Source organism: Hydrogenophaga sp., assembly GCF_035481345.1.
Lineage (GTDB): Bacteria > Pseudomonadota > Gammaproteobacteria > Burkholderiales > Burkholderiaceae_C > Hydrogenophaga.
Map to the genome: position 1 here is coordinate 12,411 of NZ_DATIGV010000131.1, position 24,567 is coordinate 36,977.

Consider the following 24,567-nt stretch of genomic DNA (forward strand, 5'->3'; position numbering starts at 1 on the left):
CCTCCTGAACGTTCTCTGGGACTTATCGAATGAACATCCAACGCTTCATCGCCCCCACCTCGCGCGAGGCCATGTCCAAGGCACGCCGCCAGTTCGGCGACAGCGCCGTGATCCTCTCCACCCGCCAGACGGCGGACGGCTTCGAGGTGATGGCCGCCGCCGAGGAAAGCCTGGCGGGCATCGCGCAGGCCGGGCAGTCCCTGGCGCCCGCACCCGCTGTGGCCGCGGCGGTGGCCAAGGCCGATCAACTCGCGACGGCGCAGAAGATGGGGCACATCAGCTCGGTGGGCAGTGACACCGAAGCCATGGCGATGAGCACCCTGTCGTTCCAGGAATACGTGCGCGAGCGCATGCTGCGCAAGCGCCGCGAGCAGATGGGCGAGGCCGCCGCGCCCGCCGTGGCCGCGCCCGCCGCAAAGGCCGCCCCCGCGGCACCCGCCAAGCCTTTCCTCGCCGAACCGGCGGACCCGATCATGGTGCCGGTGCAGCGCTACAACGAGCCGGCCGAGATGGCCCAGCCGGCGCGCCGGCCGCAGGCGCCGATCCGCACGCGCGAGACCGCCTTCGAGGATTCGGTGCCGCCCACGCGCTTCGCCACGCAGGAAGACAACCGCATGGCCGTCGAGCTCAACGCGCTCAAGGACATGATCGAGGAGCGCTTCAACACCCTGGCCTGGCTGGGCTCGAGCAAGCAGAACCCGATCCAGTCGAGCCTGATGCACAAGCTCATCCGCGCCGGCTATTCGCCGCAACTCGCGCGCGCCCTGCTGGAGCGCCTGCCCGCCGAAGCCGGTGCCGGCGAGTCGCTGCGCTGGGTGATGGACGCGATCCAGCGCAACCTGCGCGTGGCCGCCACCGGCGCCAGCCTGGCCGAAGAGGGCGGCGTGGTCGCCCTGGTGGGCGCCACCGGTGTGGGCAAGACCACCACCGCCGCCAAGCTGGCCGCGCAGTGCGTCAAGCAGTTCGGCTCGGGCAGCGTGGGCCTCATCACCCTGGACAGCTACCGCGTCTCGGGCTACGAACAACTGCGCGCCTATGGCCGCATGCTCGGCGTGGTGGCGCACCTGGCGCACGACCGCGCCGCGCTCAAGGACCTGCTGGGCCTGCTCTCGGGCAAGCGCCTGGTCATCATCGACACCGCCGGCCTGGGCCAGCGCGACCAGCGCGTGCAGGACATGCTCGACGTGCTGGAAGTGCCTTCGCTCAAGAAGGTGCTGGTGCTCAACGCCGGCGCGCAGGGCGACGCCATCGACGAGACCCTGGCCGCTTTCAAGTCCGACAAGCTGCACGGCGTGGTGCTGTCCAAGGTCGACGAAGCCGTGAAGCTGGGCCCCGCGCTGGACGCGGCGATCCGCCACCAGGTGACGGTGCGCGGCGTGGCCAATGGCCAGCGCGTGCCCGAAGACTGGCAGAACGCCGACGCCGGCACGCTGGTCAAGCTCAGCATGGGCTCGGCCGGCAAGTCCGCCTTCGACCCCGCCAGCGCCGACATGGGCTTCTACTTCGCGCAGTCCGGTGGCCGCGGCATGCCGCTCGGGGGTCTGCATGTTTGATTTCGGCGTCGATCAGGCGGCCGGGCTGCGGCTGGAGGCCAAGGCCCGCCACGGCGGGCCCGCGCTGATGCCGCTGGCCAGCCCCGCGATGCCTTCGCGCGGCTTCGAGTGGCTGTGCCGCCTGGCCATGGACCTCGCCGAGACCGGTCAGCGCGTGGTCGTCATCGACGCCTGTGCCACCGAGCGCGGCGACAGCGGCGGCCTGAGCCACGCGCTGGCCGACACCGGCGTGGCGAACCTGGGTGCCGATGCCCGGCCCGCCGACGGCACCGACTGGCTGGTGATGCCCGCCGCGCAAGGCCTGCAGAGCCTGGTGGCCACGGCCGATGCCGCGGGCGCCGACACCGCGCTCACGCGCCTGTTCGCCCCCTTCGCGTCCGGTGCGCTGCTGCTGCTGTACGCGCCGGCCCAACTGCTGGCCCGCCTGCTGGCCGGCGTGAAGGCGCGGGTGCTGGTGCCCGTGGTGCCGCAGCCGCAGGCCAGCATCGACGCCTACGGCGCGCTCAAGTGGCTGCATGGCGCGGGCCTGCACCCGGTGCTGGCGCCGCTGGAGGCGCACACGCAGGTGCTGTCCAACGTGCTCGACTGCGCGCAGCGCCACCTCGACCTGAAAGCGCCCGTGTGGTCGCGCGCCGCCTGGGGCCAGCGCGTGCCCGACGCCGCCCTGGTCTGCGCCGACGCGCCGGCCTTCGTTCCCTACCGCTCACCCGCCCGCGGCGCGCACGCCGGGGCCGACATTCCCTTCTGGAGCTGACGATGTACACCGCCAAAGGCACGCTCAACCGCGAGGACCAGCTGCGCAAGTACAGCCCCCTGGTCCGTCGCCTGGCGCATCACATGATCGCCAAGCTGCCCCCGAGCGTGGAGCTCGATGACCTGATCCAGGTCGGCATGATCGGCTTGACGGAGGCGATCGCGCGCTACGAGCCGTCGCAGGGCGTGCAGTTCGAAACCTTCGCCAGCCAGCGCATCCGCGGCGCGATGATCGACGAGCTGCGCGACGGCGACTGGATGAGCCGCGGCTCGCGCAAGAGCCAGAAGGACATCGAACAGGCCGTGCACCGCCTGCAGCAAAAGCTGCACCGCCCGCCGCGCGAGAGCGAGATCGCCGCCGAGATGGGCCTGACGCTGGCCGACTACCAGACCCTGCTGGCCAAGGTGCGCGGCACCCAGCTCGTGTACCTGGAGGACATCGGCGGTGGCGCGGGCGACGACGAGGACGGCTTCCTGGACCGCCACATGGGTGACCACGAGGCCGACCCGTCGGCCATGCTCATGGACCACCGCATGCGCATGGCGCTGGTGGAGGCCATCAAGACCCTGCCCGAGCGCGAGCAGCACATCATGAGCATGTACTACGAGCACGACATGAACCTCAAGGAAATCGCCGCCGTGCTCGGCGTGACCGAATCGCGCGTGTGCCAGCTGCACAGCCAGTCGATCGCGCGGCTGCGCTCGAAGCTGCGCGAGCATTGAGCGGCGGTCAGCCAAGCACCAGGGGGCAGGCAGCGAGATACTCCGGCAGTCGATCGTGCAAATGGATCGCGTCAGCCGGCAGGATCAGTTGCTCCGGTGCCGGATCGATCCCATCGCGCAGGACGGCGAAGCGGTCCATCAGTCCATTGGTGATCAGCAGATCCAGCGTGTCGGGCGAAATGCCTTTCAGCGAAAGCGTGGCATGCGGCTGAAACAGCATCTGCGCCAACTGGTCGCCCGCTGACGCAAGATCATTGCGTCGCGGATCGTTGGTGGACAACGCGTCCAGCTCCTCCCTAAGCGCCGCCGCGAACCGCTCGGACGTGTACCGTGCACGGGTGCGCAACTGGAACTCCGAAACGGGAGGCCTGACCGCGTTGAATTCCGCGTGCAAGGCCGCGTTGGCCTCGCGCAGTTCCGCAACCCGTGGCATGTAACCGTCTGGTTTCCATTGGCGCATCAGGCGGCGCATGTTGTGCACCGCATGGCCGTTGCCGCCTTTCAGTTCGCCGAACATCTCGTCCAGGAACTCCGGCAAGTGGTTTTTTTGTATGTGCTTGTGCTGCTCGGAGGGCGACCGCGTGAAGAGCTTGTAGCTGCCGTCGGCCTGGCGCTCGGCACCGACGCGGTGCATTTCACAAGACCGGCCGGGCGACGGTTCGAGAAAGCTCGGGAGCGTGGGCGCTTCCAGGAATGTGCCGAGTTGTTCGATTTTTTTGATGGGGCGGGGACTGGTTGAAATCATGAGCGTGGATTCGATGGGGGAACCTGAGGCTGGCGTTTGCGCCGGCCGCTGAGTAGTCCCTCCGCCATGAATGTTGCGCCTGCACCCTTTCTCTTCGCTCACGCGCATTTGGTGATAAGAGCCGCCGGCAACACAATGGCCACGCCCCCCCAACGCCCAGGAGGCCGCATGTTCCGCCCCCTCACCCTCGATCACCTGGTCCTGCGCGTCGTTGACCTCGACCGCATGCAACGCTTCTATTGCGAGGCGCTGGGCTGCACCGTCGAGCGGCGGCAAACCGACATCGGGCTGCTGCAACTGCGCGCGGGCCATGCGCTGATCGACCTGGTGCCGGTCGATGGCCCGCTGGGCCGCGCCGGCGGTGCACCGCCCGGGCGCGAGGGGCGCAACCTCGACCACTTCTGCCTGCGCGTGGAGCCCTTTGACGAGGTGTTGATCCGCGCGCAACTGGCCCGCCACGGCGTGGAGGCCGGGCCGGTGGAGCAGCGCTACGGTGCCGAGGGCGAGGGGCCGTCGATCTACCTGGACGATCCGGAGGGCAACGTGGTCGAACTCAAGGGGCCGCCGCGCGCGTGAGGTATTTCACGTTCGTCGCGGGCGTGTCCCCTCCCCTGGGGGAAGTGCGCCTGCTGCCGCCGGGCGAATGCTGATGCAATCGCGCCCATCGTTCTGACGGACGCGATCGGGATCCCATGCCTTGGATGAGCCAGTGCTTCGAGCTGTCGCGCGGCAGCGCCCACAACGTGCGGCCCATGGAAGGCCTGCGAGGCTTCGCGGTCTTCCTCGTGTTCCTGGTGCACTACGCCACCCTGGTCGAGCACTGGCTGGACACCGACGCCTCGGTGCGGCAGCTGGCCGAGGCCCTGCACACCGTGGGCAACACCGGGGTCGACCTGTTCTTCGTGCTCAGCGGCTACCTCATCTACGGCTCGTTGATCGCGCGGCGCCAGCCCTTCGCGCGCTTCATGGCGCGGCGCATCGAGCGCCTGTACCCGGCCTTCACGGTGGTGTTCGTGCTGTACGTGGCGCTGTCCTTCCTGTTCCCGGCCGAGAGCAAGATCCCGGCGGACACCGGTGAGGCCCTGGTCTACCTGCTGCAGAACTTCCTGCTGCTGCCCGGCCTGTTTCCCATCGAGCCCATGATCACCGTGGCCTGGTCGCTCAGCTACGAGCTCTTCTATTACCTGGTGATCCCGCTGGTGATCGGCGCCCTGGGCCTGCGCGAGCGCAGCGCGGCCTGGCGCGCCGTGTTCTTCGCCGCGGCCGGCGCGGCCCTGCTGGTGTGGTGCGCCCTGGCCGGCGGCCACGTGCGCCTGGCGCTGTTCATCGCGGGCATCCTGCTGCACGAGGCCATGAACGCGCCGCGCGTGCCCACGCCCTCGGCGGCGGCGGGCGGGCTTGCCCTGGTGGCGGGCCTGCTGGGCACCCTGTTGCCCTGGGAGGGCCCCATGGGAGGCTCGCTCAGCACCCTGATGCTGTGCCTGAGCTTCTTTCTGGTGTGCCTGGCCTGCTTTCGCACGCCGCTGGCCCCGTTGGCGCGCCTGTTCTCCTGGTCACCGATGCGCTGGCTCGGCAACATGAGCTACTCGTACTACCTGATCCACGGGCTCGCGCTGAAGGCGGCGTTCCTGGCGATGTCGGTGCTGATGCCGCGCGCGGTGTTCGACTCTTGGTTCTTCTGGGCCCTGATGCCCGTAATGTTCGGCCTCACGCTGCTGCCCTCGGCGGCGCTGTTCCTTGCGGTGGAGCGGCCGTTCTCTCTCGCGCGCGAGACGGCCAGGCCGCGCGAGGCGGTGGCCTCGACGCTCTGACCGAGAAACTGACGGGAAGAAGGTTCAGGCGCCCGCGTAGCGGCGCGCGCCCGGCTTGCCCAGGCCTTGGTAGGTGGGCTTTTGCAGGTGGTCGGGCAAGAGGCTGCCCAGGGCGCGCTCGTTGAGCGCGGCGGCGCGCAGGGTGGCGGCGCGCAGTTGGGTGAAACGCTGGGCGGCCGCGTGCAGGTCCTGCGTGTGGCCGTCTTTCAGTTCAAGGGTGCGCGGGGCCTGCTGCAGCGCGGCCTGCACCGCGCCGCTGGCCAGTTCCGCGCCCGGGGCGTCGCCCTGCAGCAGCGCGCGCTCCAGGGCATCAAGCCGCTCGTGCAGCAGCGCGATCCAGGGGTGCTGGGCGCGGGCCTCGGTCATGGCTTCAGCCTCGGCCGGCGTTGAGCATCTCGGCCGCGTTGGCCAGGAGCTTGTCGGCGATGGCTTCCGGGTTGACCTGGAAGGTGCCGTCGGCGATGGCCTGCTTCACGGCGGCCACCTTCTCGGCGTTGAACACCGCGCTGTCCGAGGCACCGCCCACGGCGGCGGCCGAGGACAGGGTCACGGTCACGCCGGGTTGCGGCGCGCCGGCGGCGGGCTTGGCCACGGCTTCGCCCTGGGCGACGGGCGCCTTGGCGGGGCCACCGGCCACCGAGCCGATGTAGGAATCCGTTGACGAATCGACTTTCATGTCACGCTCCAAACCCTGATGGCAGGGTCCTGTGCACGTTGTATCGACCTCGATCCCTGGAACTTTAGTGTTTTGAGGCGGTTATTTTGCCGTTCATCGGTCGAGACGCCCGGTGAGCACACGCTCAGAGGGGCACCTCCACCACCTGATCGGCCCGCACCTGACCGCTGACCACCTTGCCGCTGGGCAGGCGCACGCGCGCGCTCTGGCCCACCAGGCCGGCGTTCAGCGCCTGGCCGATCACCGTGATGGCGAAACCGGGGCCGCCCGCGCTCACCTTCACCGGCGTGCCGGCCTCGAAGGCCTGGGGCGCGCGCACCATGTTCTCGCGGATGACCTGGCCCGGCGTGAGCGCGTAGGCCGCCTGCTGGCCGACCCAGCGCTCGGGCAGGGCCAGCACCATCGATGGGTGGGCCGCCCAGTCCACTTCGGCGCGCTCGGCGTGTTCTTGAGTGAGGGTCTCGCCGGATTGCACCGGTGTCTTGAGCACCCAGGCCGGCCCGAAAGCCTGCACCGTGACGGGGAAGTAGACGGCCCAGCGGGTCGGGCCGTCCACGCAGCGCAGGCCCACGCGGCTGCGGCCCCAGAGGCGGCCGTTGGGCGGCAGGAACGGCTCGATGGCCCTGCACGGCGCCAGGCGCAGTCGGTTGTCCAGCGAACCCATCACCACCTCGGCGCGAAGCGGCATGCCCGCTTGCTCGGTCAGGGCCTGGTCCACGGCGGGCTGCAGGAAATCGCGCGCCAGCTGCTCAAGGCCGCTGTTGTCGTTGGCGCGCGCGCTCGCGACCGCGCCCAGCAGCGCCAGGCCGAAGGCAACGGTGAGCAGCAGGCGAAGGGCGGGGCGGTTCATGGCGGGCTCCGGTGACAGGTTCACGGCGACCACTGTAGGCCGCCCCACGCACGGGCTAAGCCGTGAAATGCCGGCCCTGGCTGCCGCTGTTCCGCGCTTATCCCTTCCTCAAGTCTTTTGACAATTCGTCCACGCCCCGGTCCGGGCATGTTCCCGGGCCGGCCACGACAACCGCACGCCAGGGGGTGCGCATGCTCGAACAGATGACCGGCCGGCTGGACTTCCACGCCCAGGCGCTCACGCTGCGATCGCAACGGCAGCAGGTGCTGGCCAGCAACATCGCCAACGCCGACACACCGGGCTACGTCGCGCGCGACTTCGATTTCGCCGCCGCGCTCAAGAGCGCCAGCGGCGGCGGCACGGGCCAGGCCGTCACCACCGACGCGCGCCATTTCCGCAGCGTCGGCGCGCACGCGGGCGATCCCAAGCTCGCCTACACCGTGCAGACCCAGCCGTCGCAGGACGGCAACTCGGTCGACCTCGACCGCGAGCGCGCCAACTTCGTGGACAACACCATCCGCTACGAGTCCACGCTGCGCTTCATCAACGGGCACGTCAAAACCATGCTGTCCGCGATCACCGGGCAATAAGGAAGTCCACGATGTCGATGTTCAATATCTTCAACGTCTCGGGCAGCGCCATCAGCGCGCAGCAGCAGCGCCTGAACGTGGTGGCCAGCAACCTGGCCAACGCCGACGCCGTGGCCGGGCCCGATGGCCAGGCCTACAAGTCGCGCCACATCCACTTCCAGACCGTGGCCATGGGCGACGCCGGCAGCGCCGGGGTGAAGGTGCAGACCATCACCGAGAGCGAGGCGCCCGGCCGCCGCGTGCACGACCCTTTGCACCCCAGCGCCGACGCCGAGGGCTACGTGACGCACTCCAACGTCAACCCGGTGGAGGAGATGGTCAACATGATTTCGGCCTCGCGTTCGTACCAGAACAACGTCGAGGTGATGAACACCGCCAAGAGCCTGCTGCTGAAGACGCTGCAGATGGGCCAGTGATTCCACACAGGGGCACCTTGCCATGATGTTTTCCAACCCGTTCGATCTCTCCGCCCTGGGCAACACGCCGGGCGCGTCCACCAAGTCCGGCACCACCGCCACCGGTGCAGAGGCCACGCAGGACCGGTTCCTCAAGCTGCTTGTCGCGCAGCTGAACAACCAGGACCCGATGAACCCCATGGACAACGCGCAGATGACGACGCAGATGACGCAGATCAACACCGTCGCGGGCATCGAGTCGCTCAACACCACGCTCAAGGGCATGGCCACGCAGTTCACGGCCATGCAGAACCTGCAGGGCCTGTCGCTGATCGGCCGCGAGGCCCTGGTGGAGGGCAAGACCTTCGGCTTCGACGGCACGGTCGGCAAGGCCGCGTTCCGCATCGATTCGCCCGCCGACAGCGTGCAGGTCGACGTGCTCGACAAGGCCGGCCAGGTGATCGACACCCTGGACTTCGGCGCGCTCACCGCGGGTCAGCACTCCTTCAACTGGGACGGCAGTGATTTCAACCCCAACGACGTGGCCAGCTACCGCGTGCGCGCCTCCAACGGCAACGCGCCCGTGGGCTCGTTCATGTACAGCCGCCTCACGGTGACCTCCGTCGGCATGAAGGACGGCCAGATGCAACTGCAGCTGCAGAACGGCAGCACGGTCGGCTACGACAAGATCACCACGTTCATGTAACCCGCGACTTCGAAACGCAAGGACACACCATGGCATTCCAGCAAGGACTCTCCGGCCTGAACAGCGCGAGCAAGAACCTCGACGTGATCGGCCACAACATCGCCAACGGCAACACGGTGGGCATGAAGTCCTCGCGCGCCGAGTTCGCCGAGGTCTACGCGAGCTCGGTCAACGCGGCGGGCGGCGTCAACATGGGCATCGGCGTGTCGGTCGCGGCCGTCACGCAGAGCTTCACCCAGGGCAACATCACCATCACCGGCAACGACCTGGACGTGGCCATCAACGGCGCCGGCTTCTTCGAGCTCACCATGCCCAACGGCAGCACGGCCTACAGCCGCGCTGGCATGTTCAAGCTCAACGACCAGGGGCAGATCGTCAACCATCAGGGCGCGCAGCTCATGGGCTACCCCACGGACCCCGAGGGCAACCGCCTGAGCTTCGACACGGTGCCGCTCACGCTGCCCACCAGCGCGCCCATTCCCGCGCAGCGCACCACCAACGTCACGGCCGAGTTCAACCTGGACGCGCGCGCCCCGGTGTGGAACAGCGTGACGCCACCCACGCCGCTGTCCGCTTATGGCACGTCCTTCGTGGCCTTCGACGACCAAGGCCTGGAGATCCCCGTGTCCATGGCCTTCCGCAAGGTGGGCAACAACACCTGGGAGGTCTACACCGGCGTCAACGGTGCCGACCCCGCCCTGTCAACGCCGTTCACGCTGACCTTCGATGACAACGGCGCGCTCGACCCGGCCACGGTGATCCCGCCGCTGACGGTCGCCTCGCCGAATGACCCGACGCTGACCTTCCCGGTCACCCTCGACTTCGTCAACGTCACCCAGACCGGCACCGCGTTCGGCGTGACCGAGCTCGACCCCGATGGCTACCGTCCCGGCCAGTTCCTGGGCCTGAAGATCGGCGAGAACGGTGTCATCACCGGCCAGTACTCCAACGGCGAGACGCGCGCGGCCGGCCAGATCGCGCTGGTGAACTTCCGCAACGCGCAAGGCCTGCAGCCCACCGGTGGCGGCAACTGGACGGCCACCTACGCCTCGGGCGACCCGCTGCGCGGCGAACCGGGCACCGGCAACTTCGGCGCGCTGCGCGCGGGCGCCACCGAGGACTCCAACGTCGACATCACCGCCGAGCTGGTGAACATGATGACCGCGCAGCGCGCCTACCAGGCCAACGCGCAGACCATCAAGACGCAGGACCAGGTGCTGAGCACGCTGCTGAACATGCGTTGAAGCCCTGCAGAGGAGAGGCGAAAGCGGTACCACCTTCGCCGTGAGCGAGGCAATGCCGCATCCGCAGTAGCGGTTGGTCTCCGGCAACAGGACGAGTGCGCGCCGCGCGCGGCGTGGCTAGCATGGCCGGCCCCGCCACTGCGTCCATCGCCCCATGACCGACACCACGCCCTCCTCGTTTCTCACCGACGTCGACCTGCCGTTCCCCCCCGCGCAGCGCCTGGGCGCCAAGGTCCAGTACTTCCACTTCCTGCCGCACGAGAAGTCATACACGGTCAACGTGTACTTCATCCGCCAGGCGCCCGATGCCGCCACCATCGACCGCGTGCTGCGCGAGTGCCTCGCGCTCGCGGCCGCCCACGATGGCCGCTTCATGATCAGCGGGGGCGCCTACCTGGCGTCGGGCGATGACATCGACGTGCATGGGCGCAAGGAGCTGCTGCCCTGGGGCAAGGACCGCTTCCTGTGCTTCGACGCGGATCTGCGCCAGATCGGGGTGCGCCGCTATGGCAAGAAGCACTTCGAGGAGAAGCAGGCGATCACCGGGGTCGGCGCCATCGGAACGGGTGACAAGGTGGACTATCCCGATCGCCCGGCCAACCCCGTGTACGAGGGCGAGGACATGGACGAATACGTCGACGACGCCACGGACACGCAGCGCGGCCTGGTCAGCGAATGGCTGTGGTACGGCTACTGCAGCTTCGAGAGCATCAATCGCTGGATCGATGAGAACCACGCCGCGGGCGATGGCTTCGACCTCCCGTGGATCAAGGCCTTCGCCGTGCGCGCGCTGGCCCGCAAGCGCGCCGCCGAGGCGCTTTGGCCCCAGGTCACCGACGTCGATCGCCTCCATCAAGCCTTCGAAAGGCTGCACGAGCAAGGCATTTGCGCCGTGCATTGGGCCGGCAACACCATGGCAGAGGGCGAGCAGGCCGTCTGGGACGCGATCGACGAAGCTTGCGCGGCCGGTGTGGCCGAAGACCACTACTGGGGCGTTTGCTTCTTCCACAGCCAGGACATGGATCGCGCGCTCCAGGGCGAGGGCCTGCGGATCGCCTTCAGCGGCGTCGAGGCCAACGATGAGGCCCAGACACTGCGCGTCGCGCACTTGATCTGCGAGACGTTGCAGCAGCACGGCCTCAAGACCGAATGGAACGGCAGTGCCAACACCCGCATCGACCTGCCCGCCCTGCGCTGGCAGCGCCGCACGCCGGTGTGACGACGCCCCCCGGGCGGCCCACGCGCCGCCCGCCGGCCCCCACCGCTGGGGCGCTGAAGCGAGGAATTGAACGGCGCGACCCACGCTGTTCCGGGCATTGCCCCCCCTCAAGAATTTTCACAATCCTTTCCAAGTCCTCATGGCCAGCGCTGCTGGCGCGAGCGGCGAGCGAAAGGATTTGGGTTGGACCGCTTCATCTACACCGCCATGACGGGCGCCAGCGCGGCGGCGCACCGCCAGCAGGTGCTGTCGAACAACCTGGCGAACGTCTCCACCACCGGCTTTCGCGCGGAGCTCTCCACCTTCCGCGCCGTGCCCATCCGGGGTGACGGCGCCAGCACGCGCGTCTTCGCGCTCGAAGCCACGGCCGGCCATTCCAGCCTGCCGGGCTCCATCCAGCAGACCGGCCGCAGCCTGGACATTGCCGCGCAGGGCGACGCCTGGTTCGCCGTGCAGGGCCTGGACGGCACCGAGGCCTACACGCGCGCCGGCGCGCTGCAGGTGAACGCCGAAGGCACGCTGGTCAGCGCCAGCGGCCTGCCCATGTTGGGCGATGGCGGCCCCATCGTGATTCCCGAGAACGCGCGCGTGGACATCGCTGCCGACGGCACCGTCAGCACGCGCGTGGGCAATGAGCCTGGCCAGGTGGCGGGCCGCCTGAAGATGGTGGTGCCCGACGCCGACACCCCGCTCAAGCGCGGCGAGGACGGCCTGTTCCGCGGCCCCGAGGGCAACCCGCTGCCCAACAGCGAAGTGGCGCGCCTGCACGACGGCGCGCTCGAAGGCTCCAACGTCAATCCGGTCGAGGCCATGGTCGGAATGATCGCGGCCTCGCGCCAGTTCGAGTACCAGATGCGCATGCTGCAGAACGGCGAGGGCAACGACCGCAGCGCCTCGCAACTGCTCAGCGCCAACGGCTGATCCGCCAGACCGCAGAGGACAAGACCATGATCAATTCCCTGATGACCGCCGCCACCGGCATGACCGCGCAGCAGACCCAGCTCGACGTCATCTCGCACAACCTGGCCAACGTGAGCACCAATGGCTTCAAGCGCTCGACCGCGGTGTTTGAAGACCTCATGTACCAGAACCTGCGCCAGGTCGGGGCCAACGCGGCCGAACAGGCCGAGCTGCCCACCGGTCTGCAGATCGGCCTGGGCGTGCGCACCGTGGCCACCAGCCGCAACTTCACGCAGGGCACGCCGCAGCAGTCGGGCCGCGCGCTGGACGTGGCCATCAACGGTGGCGGCTTCTTCCAGATCGAAATGCCCGACGGCACCACCGGCTACACGCGCGACGGCAGCTTCCAGATCGACGCCCAGGGCCGCCTGGTCACCAACAGCGGCTTGCCGCTCACCGCGGGCATCACCCTGCCGGCCGAGACCGAGAGCGTCACCATCTCGGCCGATGGCATCGTCAGCGCCAAGCTCGCGGGCCAGACCCAGCCGCAGCAGGTGGGCCAGATCGAGCTCGCCAACTTCATCAATCCCCCGGGCCTGGAGCCGCTGGGACAGAACCTCTACCGCGAGAGCGTGGCCTCGGGCGCGCCCATCGCCTCGGCGCCTGGCGCCACCGGCATGGGCCACCTCATGCAGGGCTACACCGAAGCCTCCAACGTGAACGTGGTGCAGGAACTGGTGGACATGATCAAGACGCAGCGCGCCTACGAAGTGAACTCGAAGGCCATCCAGACCTCGGACCAGATGCTGCAGAAGCTGTCGCAGCTGTGAATACGTCAACACCCCCGCGCCGCAGCGCGGCTTCCCCTCAAGGGGGCGGCGCCTGCGGCCCGGCAAAGCCGGTCCCGCGGCACCTCTGAGTCGCGGGTCGGCATTCGAAAGGAAGTGCGATGTTCCATCGTCTTGTCTCCTCAGCCCTCACGCTTGGCCTGGCTCTGCTGGTCAGCGGCTGCCAGACCCTGCGCAACGAACCGCAGGTCGAGCTGGTGCCGGCGCAGCCCATCCAGTACGTGCAGCAGGCGCCCGCGGTGGCGCCGGCGCCCACCGGCAGCCTGTTTCGCCCCGTCACCTACCGCCCTGCATTCGAAGACCCGCGCGCGCGGCTGCCAGGCGACACGCTCACCATCCAGATCACCGAACGGGTGAGCGCGAGCCAGAGCTCCTCGGCCTCGATCGAGCGCAGCGCGGACGCCTCGGCCAGCATCGACGCGATCCCGCTGTTCGGGGGCTCCGCGCCCTGGAACAAGGCCAACCTTGGCGCGCAGAGCGAGAACAACTTCTCGGGCGATGGCCGCACCACGAGCAACAACACCTTCACCGGCTCCATCACCGCCACGGTGCAGGAGGTGCTGCCCAACGGCCACCTGCGCGTGGTGGGCGAGAAGCAGATCGGCGTGAACGCCAACGTGGACGTGATGCGCTTCTCCGGCACGGTCGATCCGCGCCACATCCGACCGGGCAATGTGGTGGCCTCCACCCAGGTCGCCGACGCGCGCATCGAGTCGCGCAACCGTGGCGCGCAGGGTGAAGCCATGTCAATTGGCTGGTTGGCGCGCTTCTTTTTGAGCGTTCTGCCGTTCTGACCCCTACCCACAATGGGGCGAACCGCTTCCCTTGTTCGTTCCTGGTGCCTTTGACATGACTATCGTCCACTGCCTGCGCAACTTGATGCTGATCTGCTGCGCGTTGGCGAGCTTTTCCGCCGCCGCGCAAAGCGTGCGTGTGAAGGAGATCGCCGCGGTGCAGGGGGTGCGCAGCAACATGCTCACCGGCTACGGCCTGGTGGTGGGCCTGGACGGCTCCGGCGACCAGACCACGCAGATGCCTTACACCGGGCAGAGCCTGGCCAACTTCCTTCAGCAGTACGGGCTGACGCTGCCGCCCGGCGCGAACCCGCAGTTGAAGAACGTGGCCGCCGTCATGGTCACGGCCGAGCTGCCGCCCTTCGCGCAGCCGGGCCAGGCCATCGACGTCACGGTCTCTTCCATGGGCAATGCCAAGTCGCTGCGCGGCGGCACGCTCATCGTCACGCCGCTGCGCGGCGCCGACGGCGAGATCTACGCGCTCGCGCAGGGCAACCTCATGGTCGGTGGCGCGGGCGCCGCGGCCGGCGGCAGCAAGGTGCAGATCAACCACCTGAGCGCGGGCCGCATTCCCGGCGGCGGCCAGGTCGAGCGCGCGGTGCCCACGCCGCTGCACGCGGGCGGCACGCTGGACCTGGGCCTCAACAGCAACGACTTCCAGACCGCCAGCCGCGTCACCGACGCCATCAACAAGGCCCTGGGCGCCGGCACCGCCAGCGCCATCGACGGCCGCGTGGTGCGCCTGAACGCGCCCGCCGATCCCTCGCAGCGCGTGGCCTTCCTGGCGCGCGTCGAAGAGGTGCGCATCGAATCCAGCGTGCCCAGCGCGAAGGTGGTGATCAACGCACGCACCGGCTCCATCGTCATGAACCAGGCCGTCACGCTCGGCCCCGTGGCCGTGGCGCACGGCAACCTCTCGGTCAGCGTGAGCAGCACGCCCGTCATCAGCCAGCCCGCGCCCTTCTCCGGTGGCGAGACGGTGGTGCGCGAGCAGGCCAACATACAGATCAGCCAGGACAAGGGCTCGCTCATCCACATGGGCCCGGCCGCGCAGCTCAGCGAAGTGGTCAAGGCGCTCAACACCCTGGGCGCCACGCCGCAGGACCTGATCGCCATCCTGCAGGCCATCAAGGCGTCCGGCGCGCTCAACGCCGAGCTCGAAATCATCTGACGGCCATGATCGGCAGCAGCAGCTTCACCCCGCCCACCGGCCTGGCCGCCGACCCGAACGCGCTCAACGCGCTCAAGGGCTCGACGGACAGCAAGGCCGCGCTCAAGGAAGCCGCCAAGCAGTTCGAAGCCCTGTTCATGCGCGAGCTCCTCAAAAGCATGCGCGAGGCGACCGCCAAGAGCGGCATGCTGGACAGCGAGGGCGAGAACCTGGGCACCGACCTGCTGGACCAGCAGTTCGCGCAGCAGCTCACCGGCCTGCCAGGCGGGCTGTCCGAGGCCATCGAGCGCCAGCTCGCCGGCCGCATCGCCAATGGTGGTGCCGGCGCCGAGCCCCTGCCCGGCAGCGCCACGCCCAGCACCGTGGGCCGCGCCAGTGCGGGCGAACGCCAGACGGCCTTCGTGTCGAAGCACGGCGCCGCCGCGCAGGCCGTGGCGCGCGAGTCGGGCATTCCCGCCGCCTTCATGCTGGGCCAGGCCGGGCACGAGAGCGGCTGGGGCCGCGGCGAGATCCGCCACGCCGACGGCTCGCCCGCGCACAACCTGTTCGGCATCAAGGCCACGGGCGGCTGGACCGGCAAGGTCGCCGAGATCACCACCACCGAATACATCGACGGCGAGCCGCGCAAGGTGACGGCGAAGTTCCGCGCCTACGACTCCTACGAGGACTCGTTTCGCGACTACGCGCGCCTGATCGGCAACAGCCCGCGCTACGAGGGCGTGATGGAGCAACTGCACTCGGTGCAGGGCTTCGCCAAGGGCCTGCAGCGCGCCGGTTACGCCACCGACCCGTCCTACGCCGAGAAGCTCGGCCGGGCGATCAACACGACGCTGAGTCTGCAGCGCGCACAAGGCTGAGGGAGCCCACGACATGTCTTCGTTGAACATCGCCACCCGCGCGCTCAACACGAACCTCGCTGCGCTGCAGGTCATCGGCCACAACATCGCCAACGTCAACACGCCGGGCTATTCGCGCCAGAACGTGGTGCTCTCCAGTGCGGGTTACCAGTTCACCGGCGGCGGCTACTTCGGCAAGGGCGTGGAGATGAGCACGGTGGAGCGGGCCCACAACGAGTACCTGACGCGCGAGGCGCGCCAGACCGGCTCGGTGGCGGCGTCGGACGCGGCGCGGCTGGCCCGGCTGGAGCAACTCGAGACGGTGTTCCCCACCGGTGAAAAGGGCCTGGGCGTCGCGCTCAACGACATGCTCAATTCCTGGACCGATCTCACCTCGGCGCCGGGCAATTCGACCGCGCGCCTGGTGGTCATCGCGCGCGCCGACGAGTTCGCCAGCCGCTTGCGCGACAGCGCCGGCCAGCTCGACCTGCTGCGCAACTCGACGCAGCAGCAGGTGAAATCGATCACCGACGACATCAACCGCCTCGCGCAGGACCTGGCCAAGGTCAACCAGCGCATCGTCGAGACGGCGGGCACCGCGCACACACCCAACGACCTGTTCGACCAGCGCGACCAGTTGCTCGCCGAGCTGAGCCAGCGCGTGCAGATCAGCACCGTGCCCGGCGAGGCCGGTGCGGTCAACGTCTTCGTGGGCGGCAGCCAGCCGCTGGTGCTGGGATCGCAGGCCGCCAAGCTGGCCGCGCAGACCGATCCCATGGACAACTCCCGCATCAGCATCAACTTCGTGCAGGGCGGCGTGTCCTCGCCGCTGGCCGATGCGGCGCTGGCCGGCGGACAACTGGCCGGTGTGGTGCGTTTTCTCAACGACGACCTCGCCGCCGCGAGCAACCAGCTTGGTCGTATCGCGCTGGCCACGGCGACGATGATGAACGAGCAGCACGCCCTGGGCGTGGACCTGCAGGGCAACCCGGGCCAGAACTTCTTCGTGCCGCCCGCGGCCGCCCAGGGCATCGCGTCGCCGGCCAACGGCGGCACGGGCCAGATGAGCGCCGTGGTGAGCGACCCGCAAGCGCTCATCGCCTCCGACTACGAGGTGCGTGTGGAAGCCGGTGGCTTCAGCATCGTGCGCCTGAGCGACGGCAACACCACCAGCGTGGCCGCGCTGCCCACCGAGGTGGACGGCCTCAGCTTCCAGGTGGACGCGGCCGGCGCGCTGCCGGGCGACCGCTTCCGCATCCGGCCCTTCCAGGCCGCTGCACGCAACCTGCAGGTGGCCATCGACGCGCCCGAGCAACTGGCCGTGGCCAGCCCCGTCATGGTGACGCCGGCCACCACCAACTCGGGCAGCCTGAGCGTGGAGAAGCTCTACGCCGTCGAGAACTCGGCCAACCTCACCGATCCCGTCACCATCACCTTCAACGCCGACGGCAGCTTCAGCGCCACCGGCCTGGGCCCCGGCAACCCGCCGCCCGACAACCCCGGCCCGCCCCCGAGCTACAACTTCAAACCCGGTGAGCCCATCGTGCTCAACGGCTGGAGCATGACGCTGCGCGGCAATCCCACCGCGGGCGACAGCTTCTCCATCGGCGCTTCGCCGTCCAACGCCATTGCGCAGAGCGCGGGCAACGCCAACGGCATGCTCGCCCTGCGCGACCTCGCCACCTTCGATGGCGTGCCGCTGTCCGACGGATACGTCAGCCTGTTCTCCGACCTGGGCACGCGCGTGCAGGGTGCGCAGTTCGCGGCCGACTTCTCGGCCGGCGTGGCCACCGCGGCCGAACAGGCCCGTGCCAACGTGGCCGGCGTCAACCTCGACGAGGAAGCCGCGCGGCTGCTGCAGTTCCAGCAGGCCTATCAGGCCTCGGCCAAGTTCCTGCAGATCGCGCAAAGCACCTTCGACAGCCTGCTGCAAACCGTGGGACGCTGAACACCATGAGCTACCGCATCGCCACCGCCAACCAGTTCGACCGCACCATCGACCAGCTCGCCCAGCGCCAGTACGACCTGGCGAAGCAGCAGGAGCGCATCACCGCCGGCAAGCGCGTGATGAAGGCCAGCGACGACCCCGTGGCCGCCACGCTGGCCGAGTCGGCGCACAACCGCATGACGCGCGTGCAGGCCGACCTGCGCGCGCTGGAGGCCTCCAAGACCAGCCTGCAGCAGGCCGAGTCGGGCCTGGCCGAATCGGGCGAACTCATCCAGCGCGTGCGCGACCTGCTCGTGACCGCCGGCAACGCCAGCTTCTCCGACGCCGAGCGCGAGGACGTGGCGCGCCAGCTCGAGGGCCTGCGCGAACAACTGCTGGCCGTGGCCAACCGCACCGACAGCAATGGCCGCACGCTCTTCGGCGGCCTGGGTGGCGCGCCCACCCCCTTCGTGGACATCTACGGGCCCAGCGGCAACGGCGTGCAGTTCGAAGGCCAGCGCGGCCAACCCGCCGCGGGCAACGCGACCCTGCCGCAGTCGCTCGACGGCGACGCCATCTGGATGCGCATCCCGCAGGGCAACGGCACGTTCACGCTGGGCTTGCCCACCACCAACACCGGCGGCGTGAGCACCAGCCTGGGCCAGGTGACCGACGCGACCGCGCTCACGGGCGACAACTACCGTGTGGACTTCGCCGACGTCGGTGGCGTCATCCAGTACACCATCACCAACACCACCACCGGCACGCCGGTGGCGGGCCACGCGGGCGTGCCTTACGAGGCCGGCAAGACCGTGGCCTTCGACGGCCTGTCCTTCGAGATGAGCGGCCGGCCCGACGCGGGCGACCGCATCGATCTCGCGCCCACCACGGGCACGACCGACCTCTTCTCCGTGGTGCAGGGCGCGATCGATGCCTTGCGCTATCAGGGCGACGGCGAATCGGCCCAGCGCACGCAGGCCCTGGGGCGCGCCCTCACCGAGGTGGACGCGGGCCACGACCGCGTGCTGCTGGCGCGTGGCCGCGCGGGCGAATGGCTCAACCGGGCCGATTCGATGGACCTGCTGATGAACAACCGCAGCACCGACCTGGAGCTGGAAGAGTCGCGCCTGGTCGACCTGGACATGGTCAAGGGCATCTCCGACTTCAAGAACAAGGAACTCGCGCTCAACGCCGGCCTGCAGGCCTACGCCTCCGTGCAGCGGATGTCCCTGTTCGACTACATCAAATAACGCGCTGACACCCCGACATGCTGATGCCAGCACACACCGTCCTCGACAGCGTGGCCATGGCCTACGTGCCGCTGTGGAACCGCGCGCGCGAGCTGGCGGGCGTGCGCCTGTGCGTGCGCGCCATCCACCCCGAGGGCGTGGACGCCAGGCACCTGCTGGAAGCCATCGGCGAGGACTGGCCCGACGGCGCGCCGCCGCTGCTGCTGTCGCTGCAGTCGCCGCGCCTGCTGCAGCAGGCCCTGTCCTGCCCGCCGGTGCGCAACACCTTCCTGGAAGTGCCGGCTTCACTCTTTGGCGCGCAGGAAACGCTGGCCCGCCTGTCGCTGGCGCGGCGCAACGGCCACCTGCTGGTGCGCCACGGCGAGTGGAGCGCGCTGCACGGGTGGCCCACGCCCGGCGTCGATCACCGCAACCTCTTCACCATCACCCCGGACGACCGCCTTGCTCCCATGCCCGGCCAGATGGTGGAGGGCGTGGACACGCAGGAGCGCCTGCGTTTGGTGCTGGACCAGGCTCAGGCCGCCGCCGTGCTCGGCTGGCCCGCGGCCGACGTGCTGCGCGCGCACAAGCGCCAGCCATTGAGCTACGACCCGCGCGTGGTGCAGCAGGTGCTGCTGGCCATCGACGACGAGGAATGTTCGGTGGAATACCTGGAGCGGCTGGTGCGCCAGGACCCGGTGCTGGTCTACCGCATCCTCATGCTCGTCAACTCCGCGGCCTACGGCCTGCGGCGCGAAATCGGCTCGCTGCGCCACGCCATCATGATGCTGGGCTTTCGTGAGCTGGGCCGCTGGCTCATGGAGCAACTGCCCGAGGCCGAGCCCGACGTCGACCTGCAGCCCGTGCGCTACGCCATGGTGATGCGCGCGCGCCTGGCCCACCACCTGCTGGCCACCGGCTCCGACGACCTGCTGCGCGCCGAGGTCTACATGACCGCGCTGCTCTCGCAGCTCGACCAGTTGCTGCACCAGCCCCTGTCCGACCTGCTGCACCGCCTGCCCCTGGCCGGCCGCGTGACCGACGCCGTGCTGCGCCACGACGGGCCGTACTTCTCGCTCATCGACCTCTCGCGTGCGATGGGCGACCCCGAGCGCCTGGACCGCATGGAGACCCTGTGCCGCCGGCACGAGCTGACGCTGGAACAGGTGAACCGCGCGCTGCTGCGCATGCTGGCGACGAGCCGCGACCATGCGAACAAGCGATCGGAGCGCTTGACGCACTGAGGCGCGGCGGCCCCGCCGGTGGCCTGGGCGTTGATACAGTGCACGGCTCGTCCATGAACCGTGTTGCACTTCCTTCACCACGCGTTGTGATCGTCGGCTCCAGCTGCGCCGGCAAGTCCACCTTTGCCCGAGCGCTTGCCGTATCGCGCGGCTGCCCGGCGATCGAACTGGACGAGCTCTTTTGGTCGCCAGACTGGAGGCCCAAGCCGACGGCCGAATTTCTGCGCCTCGTCAGCGAGGCCACATCCGGCGATCGCTGGGTGGCGGCGGGCAACTACGGCCTGGCGCGCGACGCGCTCTGGGGCCGCGCCACCACCATCGTGTGGCTCAACTTCGGCTTGCCGCGGGTGTTCTGGCGCGGCCTGCGGCGCACCGTGGCGCGCGTGGTGTCGGGCGAGGAGCTGTTCCACGGCAACCGGGAGTCCTTTCGCCGGTCGTTCCTGTCGCGCGACTCCATCCTCTGGTGGATCCTCACCACCTTTCACCGGCGCCAGCGCGAGTTCGAGGCCTTGCGCGACGCCGGTGCGTTCGCCCACCTGCAGTGGCACGAGGCGCGCCACCCGCGCGAGGCGCACGCTATCCTGCGGCGCTTGCGTGACACGCCGTGACCGCCCGACACCGCCCATGACGTCCACCGTTGTCCGCCTCACCGAAGCAGCGAGCCTAGGTGAGGGTCAGGACGTCGTATTCGCCCAGGGCCTGCAGCTTGCCCTTGAGGTAGTGGTGTTCATTTGATCCCAGTACGCGTTTTACGTCGCGGTCCGGCTGGCGCATCCGTTCGAACTCCCGAATCGGATACACCTGATGGGGCGGTGGCACCCAGGGGTCGCACACCACGGCATGGGGGCCCCAGGTGCTCATGTCTTTCAAGTCGGCCCCGTCCGCGATGCCGATGACCACCAAGGCGTGGTCACCGCCGATCAGATCGCACAAGTGCACCCTTGTGTGAGGGGGCAAATGTTCAAGCAGATAGCAGTAGGCGCACGCGGCCTGCTCGGAGCAGGTGCCGAATTTGTTCTTGAGCAGCGTTGCGCTTCGGAACTTCGCCATCGTTGCCGTCGGCACCTGGATCGCGCTGTTCCCGGACTCGTCCGTCGTTTGAACGAAAGGAACCGTCCCATCCTTTAGGGCTTCGGCGAGGAGGTCGTTCGTCTCTATGCGATTCCTGACGAACATATCGTGAACTTGTTGCGGCTCGGCCTTGGCGTCGTGCGCGGCGTTGGATCCATGGGCGAGTTGGGCCTTCACGTGAAGACAAGCCTTTTGGGCCCACATCATGTGGTCGCCTGTCGGCCCTTCCTGTTCGATCCTGGCGATGGCTTCCTTGCGTTGGGTCTCCTGCAAGCTGCGTTCTTTCAACAGGTGTTCTTTGTTCACGTGGATCGCTGGCCGGTATGAATTGCTGCGGACTCTCATGGGAAATGCTCGAGGTGTGTGGTTTTTTTGATCGCCCTGGACGCACGAGTGAGGGGAACTGTGAGCCCCAGGGACTGCGAGATCCGGTGTAGGTAGCGTGCGTGCGCCGTGGGTTCGTGGCCAGATGACCGCCAGCCGAATGGCGCTCTGGCCAGGCGCTCCTTCGCGCTGATCCTGCGCAGCAGGAGGCCGCTGTCCCGCGGGCAATGCGAGGTTGCGGCAGCCTGGCTGAGCGGCCCCCTTCAGTTGGGCATGACATCATCGGGAATGCCCTCGACTTCCCTTGTCGTTCCCCTGGCCGAAGCCCACTTCCACCAACTGCACGCGGTGCTCGACGAGGTCGCACGCGAGAAGCGCTACCTGGCGATGCTGCAGGCGCCGCCGCGTGAGCAGACCTTCGCCTTCCTGCGCGAGAGCCTGAGCAACCGCAACCCGCATGTCGTGGCCTTGCTGGATGGGCAGGTGGTGGGCTGGTGCGACGTGCTGCCCGTGTTCGGCGAGGCGCGGCGCCACGTGGGTACCCTGGGCATCGGCCTGGTGCGGCGCGCGCGCCACCGGGGTCTGGGCCGCGCCCTGCTGGAGGCCGCCATCGCGGGGGCCTGGGTCAAGGGCCTCGCGCGCATCGAGCTGACGGTGCGCGCCGACAACCACAACGCCCGCGAGCTGTACGAGCGCCTGGGTTTCCAACACGAAGGCCGCCAGTACGGCACCTTCCAGGTGGATGGCGAGACCTTCGATAGCCACGCCATGGCGCTGCTGCGCGACGGACCCCGCTGAGCCCTACCATCGAGCCCATGCCCGAACCCACCCGCCACACCCGCGCCCTGGTCCTGTTCTCCGGCGGCCAGGACTCCACCACCTGCCTCGCGCACGCGCTGGCGCGCTTCGACCACGTCGAGACCATCGGTTTCGACTACGGCCAGCGCCACCGCGTGGAGCTCGACGCGCGCCTGGTCGTGCTGCGTGAACTGCGCTCGGCCTTTCCCGACTGGGCCGCGAAGCTCGGCGACGACCACGTGCTCGACCTCGCGGTGCTGGGCGCCGTGTCCGAGACCTCGCTCACGCGCGACATGGCCTTTCGCATGGAGGCCAACGGCCTGCCCAACACCTTCGTGCCGGGGCGCAACCTGCTCTTCCTGACGCTGGCCGCGGCGCTGGCCTATCGGCGCGGGCTGTCGGTGCTGGTCACCGGCGTGTGCGAGACCGACTTCTCCGGCTACCCCGACTGCCGCGACGACACCATGAAGGCCATGCAGCTCGCGCTGTCGCTGGGCATGGACCAGCGCTTCCTGATCGACACGCCGCTGATGTGGATCGACAAGGCCGACACCTGGCGGCTGGCGCGCGAACTGGGCGGCGAGGCGCTGGTCGGTCTCATCGTCGAGCACACCCACACCTGCTACCTGGGGGACCGCGAGCACCGCCACGACTGGGGCTGGGGTTGCGGGCAATGCCCGGCCTGCGAGCTGCGCGCGCGCGGCTGGGCCGCCTACCGCGAAGGAGTGTCAACATGAGCGCGATGACCATCCGCCGCGACGACCTGCGCGGTCCCGAGATCCGCGCGCTGCTGGAGGAGCACTTGGCGCACATGCGCGCCATCTCGCCGCCCGACAGCGTGCACGCGCTCGATCTGGACCGCCTGCGCCGCCCCGAGATCGCCTTCTGGACCGTGTGGGATGGCACCGATCTGCTCGGCTGCGGTGCGCTCAAGCGCCTGGGTGAGCACGACGGCGAGATCAAGTCCGTGCGCACCGCTACGCGCCACCAGCGGCGCGGCGTGGCGCGCGCCATGCTTGAGCACATCCTGGCGCACGCGCGCGCCGATGGCGTTCAGCGGCTGTGGCTGGAAACCGGATCCACCGAGCACTTCATCGCCGCGCGCACGCTGTACGCGGCCTTCGGCTTCGTGCCTTGTGGGCCGTTCGCCGACTACCGGGAAGACCCGCACAGCGCGTTCATGCGGCTGGATCTGTGACCACCGTGCACAGGGTGGTCAGGCGGCAGGCGGCGCTCAGGCCTCGCCCAGCCGCTCCTCCAACCAGCGCCGCAGCGCCTGCAGCGCTGGCGTTGCCCGCCGCCGGCTCAGGCGGGTGAACCAGTAGCGGCCCACCGCCACCTCCACGTCGAACAGGCGCACCAGCCGGCCGGCCTGCAGGTCGCGGCTGAACAGGCGCAGCGGCAGCAGGGCCACGCCCGCACCTTGCGCGGCGGCGTCGGCCAGCAGCAGAGACGAGTCGAACTGCGGCCCGGTGAGCAGCGGCGCGCGCACGCCCGCGGCCTCGAACCAGGCGGGCCACTCGTCGCCGCGGTAGGAGCGCAGCAGGGTCTCGCGGCCCAGGTCGGCCGGGGTGCGGATGCGGTGCGCGAGCGCCGGGGCGCACACCGGCGCCAGGGGGGTGTCCATCAGTGGCACGGCCTCGCAGCCGGGCCAGTTGCCGTCGCCGAAGCGGATGGCGGCGTCCAGGCCCTCGGCCGCCAGATCCACGCGGTTGTTGTGGGTGAACAGGCGCAACTCGATCAAGGGGTGGCGGGCCTGGAAATCGCGCAGGCGGGGCAGCAGCCAACCCACCGCGAAGGTGCCCACCACACCGATCGACAGCACCTCGCGGCGCTGACGCGTCTGCAGGCTGGCCAGCGTGGCGCCCATGCGCTCGAAGGCATCGCTCAGCACGGGCAGCAGGGCCTGGCCTTCGTCCGTCAGCGCCAGGCCACGCGGCAGGCGGCGGAACAGCCGGCGGCCCAGGCGGTCTTCGAGCTTGCGCACGTGCTGGCTGACGGCGGTCTGGGTGAGGTGCAATTCCTCGGCCGCGCGGGTGAAGCTGAGGTGGCGGGCCGAGACTTCGAAGGCGCGCAGGGCGTTGAGGGGCAGGTCCATGTCTGATAGAAGTTTTTGTTGGGTCTGGTGGAGATTATTTCCGTTTGAGCGAGGCGAAGGAG

Annotated in this window: 28 protein-coding genes; 22 read left to right on the forward strand and 6 right to left on the reverse strand. The window is 69.1% G+C overall.

From position 1 onward, the window contains the following. The first annotated feature begins 29 nt into the window (after positions 1-29). From flhF to VLG41_RS14425, 3 genes are read left to right on the forward strand one after another with little or no spacing between them, the layout of a single operon-like run. Positions 30-1,553: a flagellar biosynthesis protein FlhF gene (gene flhF / locus VLG41_RS14415; RefSeq protein ID WP_325350090.1), complete on the forward strand. Its 1,524-nt coding sequence runs from the start codon at positions 30-32 to the stop codon at positions 1,551-1,553. Beyond that, positions 1,546-2,307: a hypothetical protein gene (locus tag VLG41_RS14420; RefSeq protein WP_325350091.1), complete on the forward strand. Its 762-nt coding sequence runs from the start codon at positions 1,546-1,548 to the stop codon at positions 2,305-2,307. The genes flhF and VLG41_RS14420 overlap by 8 nt, the downstream gene beginning before the upstream one ends. 2 nt (positions 2,308-2,309) lie before the next feature. Further along, positions 2,310-3,029, forward strand: coding sequence for an RNA polymerase sigma factor FliA (locus VLG41_RS14425; RefSeq protein ID WP_325350092.1), 720 nt, complete (start codon positions 2,310-2,312; stop codon positions 3,027-3,029). 7 nt (positions 3,030-3,036) lie between these two features. Here VLG41_RS14425 and VLG41_RS14430 read toward each other — a convergent pair whose 3' ends face one another. Continuing rightward, positions 3,037-3,774, reverse strand: a complete 738-nt coding sequence (locus VLG41_RS14430; protein WP_325350093.1) for a hypothetical protein — start codon at positions 3,772-3,774, stop codon at positions 3,037-3,039. A 168-nt stretch (positions 3,775-3,942) separates the two neighbouring features. On the opposite strand from VLG41_RS14430, the gene VLG41_RS14435 reads away from it, so the two are divergent. Further along, positions 3,943-4,350, forward strand: a complete 408-nt coding sequence (locus VLG41_RS14435) for a VOC family protein (protein WP_325350094.1) — start codon at positions 3,943-3,945, stop codon at positions 4,348-4,350. Between the two features lie 125 nt (positions 4,351-4,475). After that, positions 4,476-5,585 carry an acyltransferase gene (locus tag VLG41_RS14440; RefSeq protein WP_325350095.1) on the forward strand — a complete coding sequence of 370 codons (1,110 nt, stop codon included), beginning with the start codon at positions 4,476-4,478 and terminating at the stop codon, positions 5,583-5,585. A gap of 24 nt (positions 5,586-5,609) precedes the next feature. Here VLG41_RS14440 and VLG41_RS14445 read toward each other — a convergent pair whose 3' ends face one another. From VLG41_RS14445 to flgA, 3 genes are all read right to left on the reverse strand, one after another. Further along, positions 5,610-5,951 (reverse strand): hypothetical protein, encoded by a 342-nt coding sequence (locus tag VLG41_RS14445; protein ID WP_325350096.1) that lies wholly within the window; start codon positions 5,949-5,951, stop codon positions 5,610-5,612. A 4-nt stretch (positions 5,952-5,955) separates the two neighbouring features. Then, entirely contained in the window at positions 5,956-6,261 is a 306-nt protein-coding gene (gene flgM, locus VLG41_RS14450; RefSeq protein WP_009520051.1) for a flagellar biosynthesis anti-sigma factor FlgM, read from the reverse strand. A 124-nt stretch (positions 6,262-6,385) separates the two neighbouring features. Next, positions 6,386-7,111, reverse strand: coding sequence for a flagellar basal body P-ring formation chaperone FlgA (flgA, locus tag VLG41_RS14455; protein ID WP_325350097.1), 726 nt, complete (start codon positions 7,109-7,111; stop codon positions 6,386-6,388). Between the two features lie 191 nt (positions 7,112-7,302). Between flgA and flgB the strand changes: the two genes are divergently transcribed. From flgB to VLG41_RS14525, 14 genes are all read left to right on the forward strand, one after another. Beyond that, positions 7,303-7,701 (forward strand): flagellar basal body rod protein FlgB, encoded by a 399-nt coding sequence (flgB, locus tag VLG41_RS14460; protein ID WP_325350098.1) that lies wholly within the window; start codon positions 7,303-7,305, stop codon positions 7,699-7,701. 11 nt (positions 7,702-7,712) lie between these two features. Further along, positions 7,713-8,117 (forward strand): flagellar basal body rod protein FlgC, encoded by a 405-nt coding sequence (gene flgC, locus VLG41_RS14465; protein ID WP_325350099.1) that lies wholly within the window; start codon positions 7,713-7,715, stop codon positions 8,115-8,117. Positions 8,118-8,139: 22 nt separating this feature from the next. After that, complete coding sequence (locus VLG41_RS14470) at positions 8,140-8,802, forward strand: flagellar hook assembly protein FlgD (RefSeq protein WP_325350100.1); 663 nt, start codon at positions 8,140-8,142, stop codon at positions 8,800-8,802. 29 nt (positions 8,803-8,831) lie between these two features. Then, on the forward strand, positions 8,832-10,046 hold the full coding sequence (gene flgE / locus VLG41_RS14475) for a flagellar hook protein FlgE (protein ID WP_325350101.1): 1,215 nt from the start codon (positions 8,832-8,834) through the stop codon (positions 10,044-10,046). A 154-nt stretch (positions 10,047-10,200) separates the two neighbouring features. Beyond that, complete coding sequence (locus tag VLG41_RS14480) at positions 10,201-11,265, forward strand: DUF6891 domain-containing protein (protein WP_325350102.1); 1,065 nt, start codon at positions 10,201-10,203, stop codon at positions 11,263-11,265. Positions 11,266-11,448: 183 nt separating this feature from the next. Then, on the forward strand, positions 11,449-12,186 hold the full coding sequence (flgF, locus tag VLG41_RS14485) for a flagellar basal-body rod protein FlgF (RefSeq protein WP_325350103.1): 738 nt from the start codon (positions 11,449-11,451) through the stop codon (positions 12,184-12,186). Between the two features lie 26 nt (positions 12,187-12,212). Beyond that, positions 12,213-12,995 (forward strand): flagellar basal-body rod protein FlgG, encoded by a 783-nt coding sequence (gene flgG / locus VLG41_RS14490; protein WP_325350104.1) that lies wholly within the window; start codon positions 12,213-12,215, stop codon positions 12,993-12,995. Between the two features lie 119 nt (positions 12,996-13,114). Further along, the gene (locus VLG41_RS14495) at positions 13,115-13,807 is read left to right on the forward strand and encodes a flagellar basal body L-ring protein FlgH (RefSeq protein ID WP_325350105.1); all 693 of its coding nucleotides are present in this window, start codon (positions 13,115-13,117) and stop codon (positions 13,805-13,807) included. A gap of 55 nt (positions 13,808-13,862) precedes the next feature. Beyond that, the gene (locus VLG41_RS14500) at positions 13,863-14,978 is read left to right on the forward strand and encodes a flagellar basal body P-ring protein FlgI (protein WP_414652498.1); all 1,116 of its coding nucleotides are present in this window, start codon (positions 13,863-13,865) and stop codon (positions 14,976-14,978) included. A 5-nt stretch (positions 14,979-14,983) separates the two neighbouring features. Then, positions 14,984-15,835: a flagellar assembly peptidoglycan hydrolase FlgJ gene (flgJ, locus tag VLG41_RS14505; RefSeq protein ID WP_325350106.1), complete on the forward strand. Its 852-nt coding sequence runs from the start codon at positions 14,984-14,986 to the stop codon at positions 15,833-15,835. A gap of 13 nt (positions 15,836-15,848) precedes the next feature. Continuing rightward, positions 15,849-17,762, forward strand: a complete 1,914-nt coding sequence (gene flgK / locus VLG41_RS14510) for a flagellar hook-associated protein FlgK (protein ID WP_325350107.1) — start codon at positions 15,849-15,851, stop codon at positions 17,760-17,762. Positions 17,763-17,767: 5 nt separating this feature from the next. Further along, positions 17,768-18,991 carry a flagellar hook-associated protein FlgL gene (flgL, locus tag VLG41_RS14515; RefSeq protein ID WP_325350108.1) on the forward strand — a complete coding sequence of 408 codons (1,224 nt, stop codon included), beginning with the start codon at positions 17,768-17,770 and terminating at the stop codon, positions 18,989-18,991. Between the two features lie 17 nt (positions 18,992-19,008). Beyond that, positions 19,009-20,214 carry an HDOD domain-containing protein gene (locus VLG41_RS14520; protein ID WP_325350109.1) on the forward strand — a complete coding sequence of 402 codons (1,206 nt, stop codon included), beginning with the start codon at positions 19,009-19,011 and terminating at the stop codon, positions 20,212-20,214. 86 nt (positions 20,215-20,300) lie between these two features. After that, positions 20,301-20,822: a toxin gene (locus VLG41_RS14525; protein WP_325350110.1), complete on the forward strand. Its 522-nt coding sequence runs from the start codon at positions 20,301-20,303 to the stop codon at positions 20,820-20,822. Between the two features lie 55 nt (positions 20,823-20,877). Here the strand turns inward: VLG41_RS14525 and VLG41_RS14530 are convergent, their stop codons facing one another. Further along, positions 20,878-21,630, reverse strand: coding sequence for a hypothetical protein (locus VLG41_RS14530; RefSeq protein ID WP_325350111.1), 753 nt, complete (start codon positions 21,628-21,630; stop codon positions 20,878-20,880). A gap of 267 nt (positions 21,631-21,897) precedes the next feature. Here VLG41_RS14530 and VLG41_RS14535 point away from each other — a divergent pair, with 267 nt between their 5' ends. Genes VLG41_RS14535 through VLG41_RS14545 form a run of 3 tightly spaced genes read left to right on the forward strand, consistent with a single transcriptional unit; the run spans position 21,898 to position 23,605 of the window. Next, positions 21,898-22,407: a GNAT family N-acetyltransferase gene (locus tag VLG41_RS14535; protein ID WP_325350112.1), complete on the forward strand. Its 510-nt coding sequence runs from the start codon at positions 21,898-21,900 to the stop codon at positions 22,405-22,407. 17 nt (positions 22,408-22,424) lie between these two features. Further along, positions 22,425-23,144 (forward strand): 7-cyano-7-deazaguanine synthase QueC, encoded by a 720-nt coding sequence (gene queC / locus VLG41_RS14540; RefSeq protein WP_325350113.1) that lies wholly within the window; start codon positions 22,425-22,427, stop codon positions 23,142-23,144. Further along, positions 23,141-23,605 carry a GNAT family N-acetyltransferase gene (locus tag VLG41_RS14545; RefSeq protein ID WP_325350114.1) on the forward strand — a complete coding sequence of 155 codons (465 nt, stop codon included), beginning with the start codon at positions 23,141-23,143 and terminating at the stop codon, positions 23,603-23,605. Before queC ends, VLG41_RS14545 begins: the two co-directional genes overlap by 4 nt. Before the next feature lie 36 nt (positions 23,606-23,641). On the opposite strand, the gene gcvA is transcribed toward VLG41_RS14545, so the two are convergent. Then, on the reverse strand, positions 23,642-24,505 hold the full coding sequence (gene gcvA, locus VLG41_RS14550; RefSeq protein WP_325350115.1) for a transcriptional regulator GcvA: 864 nt from the start codon (positions 24,503-24,505) through the stop codon (positions 23,642-23,644). Positions 24,506-24,567: the final 62 nt, after the last annotated feature.